The 3,049-nt window shown below is 74.3% G+C and carries 4 protein-coding genes; all 4 read right to left on the bottom strand.

All coding sequences use genetic code 11. From position 1 onward, the window contains the following. On the bottom strand, window positions 1–397 hold a 397-nt coding region (locus tag A7A76_RS19405), incomplete at its 3' end, for a biotin/lipoyl-binding protein (RefSeq protein WP_206412755.1). Then, window positions 381–1,178 (bottom strand): ABC transporter ATP-binding protein, encoded by a 798-nt coding sequence (locus A7A76_RS19400; RefSeq protein ID WP_206412754.1) that lies wholly within the window; start codon window positions 1,176–1,178, stop codon window positions 381–383. The genes A7A76_RS19405 and A7A76_RS19400, both read right to left, overlap by 17 nt. Then, window positions 1,175–2,314, bottom strand: a complete 1,140-nt coding sequence (locus tag A7A76_RS19395) for an ABC transporter permease (RefSeq protein ID WP_206412753.1) — start codon at window positions 2,312–2,314, stop codon at window positions 1,175–1,177. The genes A7A76_RS19400 and A7A76_RS19395 overlap by 4 nt, the downstream gene beginning before the upstream one ends. Continuing rightward, window positions 2,311–3,049, bottom strand: a 739-nt coding sequence (locus A7A76_RS19390; protein ID WP_206412752.1) for a TolC family protein, incomplete at its 5' end; no start/stop codon positions are given. The genes A7A76_RS19395 and A7A76_RS19390, both read right to left, overlap by 4 nt.

The raw sequence follows: 3,049 nt of genomic DNA, 5'->3' as shown, positions 1-3,049 counted from the left end.
CGGCCGCGCCCAGGCGCTGCGCGCGCACCCGCGCTTGCGCGAGGCGTTGCTGCAACAGGTTCACTTGCGCGCGCGCCTGCGCCAGCCGCGCTTCGGCGATGCGGTCGTCGGCGCGCGCGGCGGTGGGGTCGAGCGCGGCCAGTTCCTGGCCGGCGGCGACGCGCTGGCCTTCGCGCACCGGCACCCGCGCCAGCACGCCTTCGGCGGCCATGCCGAGCTTGAGCAGGCCGCCTTCGACATCGACCCGCCCGCGCGCGACCGCGGCGAAGCTCGATGCCGACGCGGTGGCCGGCGGCGCGGCGGCGCGCGCGGGTTGGTCGCGGCCGCAGCCGGACAGGGCCGACGCCAGCGCGAGGCAGAGCAGCAGCGGCGCGGGGCGGTTAGGGAGTCGGATCATCGCGGCCCGGGGGAGAAGAGGAAGGAAGAGGAGGAAGCGGCAGGTCGGCGCCCGGATCGCGCCGGTTGCTGAGGATGCGGCCGTCTTCCATGGTCAGAAGACGGTCGGCGTGGCCGATCAGGCGCGGATCGTGGCTCACGCACAGCACCAGGGTGCGGTGGCGGCGGGCGATGCCGTGCAGGATGTCGATCACGATCTGGCCGTTGGCGGCGTCGAGCGAACTGGTCGGCTCGTCGGCGAACAGCAATGCCGGCTGCTTGGCCAGCGCGCGCGCGATCGCCACGCGCTGCTTCTCGCCGCCCGACAGCTCGGCCGGGCGCAGGTGCGCGCGCCGCGCCATTCCGACCTCGTCCAGCGCCGCCAATGCGCGGGCGCGGCTGTCGGCGCGGCTCAGGCCGAGGTAATGCAGCGGCAGCGCGACCTGTTCGGCCGCGGTCAGCGCCGGGAACAGGTTGAAGCCCTGGAACACGAAGCCGGTGTGGTGCAGGCGGAAGGCTTCCAGCGCGCGCAGGCCGAGCGCGCCGAGATCCTCGCCGAGCGCGCTGACCCGGCCCTGGTCCGGGCGCTGCAGGCCGCTGAGCACCGACAGCAGCGTGCTCTTGCCGCAGCCCGACGGGCCCGAGATCAGGGTCAGCTCGCCCGGATGGATCTGCAGCGAGATGCCGTCGAGCACCGTGCTGCGCACGCTGCCGGACAGGAAGGATTTGACGATGCCGTGCGCGACCAGCCCCGCCGCGGCATCGGCGATGTGGGACGCGGGCGGAGCGTGCAGCGCGTTCATCGCAGCAGCACCGCGGGATCGGCGCGGCGCAGGCCGCGCAGGGCCGACAGGCCCGACAAGGACGCCAGCACCATCACCACCAGCATGCAGATCGCGGTCACTTGCAGATTGAACAACACCGGCACGTCGCGCGCGCGCGCCAGCGCGATCAGCGCCAGGCCCGCGACGGTGGCCACCGCCACCCCGATCGCGCCGACCCACAGCGCCTGCTCCAGCACCACCCAGCGCAGCGAGCGCATGCCGATGCCGAGCGCGTTCAAGGTCGCGTATTCGCGCACCGAGCCGTTGACCGCGGCGACCAGCGCCTGGCTGGTGATGACCGCGCCGACCAGCAGCACCACCGCGGCCAGGAACAGCACGCCGGCGCCGGCGCCGGTGTCGAACATCCAGAACAGCACCGCCTGGCGGGCGAAATCCGGCGCGGTCCAGGCCTCGAAGCGGCCGAAGCCGGCGGCGCCGGCGCGCAGTTGCGCGATCACCTGCGGCGCCTGCGCCGGGTCGTGCAGGCGGGCGACGAAGTACGCCGGCCACGTCGCGTTGCCGCCGCCGCCCTGCAAATGCCGCGCGGTCTCCAGCGAGGCGACCACGTTGACGCCGCCGAGCGCGCGCAGGCCCGAGCTGGCGCCGACCACGCGCACCGGGTGGCCGTTGAGATGGGCGCGCTCGCCGATGCCGACGCCGAGCTTGTCGAGCTCGGCGCGATCGACGATCACGCTGTCGGGCAGCGCCAGCCGCTGGCGCAGCTGCGGCGACAGCGCGCGCGAGAACATCAGCCCGTCGCGGCCGATGTCGATGCCGGACACGTACACCGACACGCCGCCGGTGTCCTTGGCCGGGCCGCGCCAGTCGGCGTCGAGCCAATAGAAGGGTTCGACCTTGGCCACCTGCGGCTGCATCAGCAGCAGCGATTGCAGGTTCGGATCCACCGGCCGGCCCTGGTCGACGCTCTGCGTGCCCGGGTAGCCCAGCCACAGATCGGCCGACGACCCCGACACGTACACGCTGGCGCTGCCGAAGATGCCCAGCACCAGCGCCGCCTGCAGCAACAGCAGCAGGCTGGAGAAGCCGATCGCCAGCACCGCCGGCAGGAACCGGCGCCATTCGTAGCGTAAGGTCTGGCGCGCCAGCGAAGTCATCGGCGCGCCTGGCTTGCGATCGTCGTGGACGCGGCCGGCGGCGCCTGCGCGGCGACATCGGCCTCGACCCGGCCGAGCCGCTCTTCGGGCGCGGCGCCGAGCGCCTTGTACAGCGCGATGTAGGCCTGGGCGCGGTCGCCGCGCGCGGCGTTGAGTTCCAGCGCGGCCTGGTCGCGTTCGATCCGGCTGCCGGCCAGTTCCAGGTCGCCGCTCAGGCCCAGGCCGCGGCGCACCTGCTGCATCTGCGCCGAACGCGCCAGCGCGTCGAAGGCGCGGCGGTCGGCGTCCTCGCGCTGGCGCTGCTGCTCCAGCGCCGCCAGCGCCGATTCGGTTTCCGCCACCGCCGCCAGCACGGTCTTGCGGTAAGCCAGCGCGGCCGCTTCCAGCTCGGCGCCCTTGGCGTGGGCGCGGGCGCGGCGCAGGCCCCAGTCGAACAGCGGCACGTCGATGATCGGGCCGGACACGCCGATGCCTTCGGTCTCGGTGCGGCGATGCGCGGTGACGTTGACCGACCACTGGATCGAGGTGCCGAACGCGAGGCGCGGGTATTGGTCGGCCCGGGCCAGGCCGAGGTCGGCGGCGGCGCGCAGCACGCCGGCCTGGGCCAGGGCGATGTCGGGACGGGTGCGCAGCAAATCGGCGGGGGCGCGGTCGATCGCGGCCAAGGCCAGCGCCGGACGCGCCGGGCCGTCGCGCCACTGCGGGTCGGGCTCGGCGCGGCCGAGCAGCAACGCC

It is taken from the genome of Lysobacter enzymogenes (genome assembly GCF_017168095.1).
Lineage (GTDB): Bacteria > Pseudomonadota > Gammaproteobacteria > Xanthomonadales > Xanthomonadaceae > Lysobacter > Lysobacter enzymogenes_D.
The sequence above is the reverse complement of the archived record's forward strand: the minus strand, read 5'-3'. Positions and strand labels throughout refer to the sequence as shown.

What these genes read in the sequence shown, in the direction of transcription:
- A7A76_RS19400 (WP_206412754.1), bottom strand. Translation starts at nt 1,178, where the DNA reads ATGAACGCGCTGCACGCTCCGCCCGCGTCCCACATCGCCGATGCCGCG.
- A7A76_RS19395 (WP_206412753.1), bottom strand. Translation starts at nt 2,314, where the DNA reads ATGACTTCGCTGGCGCGCCAGACCTTACGCTACGAATGGCGCCGGTTC.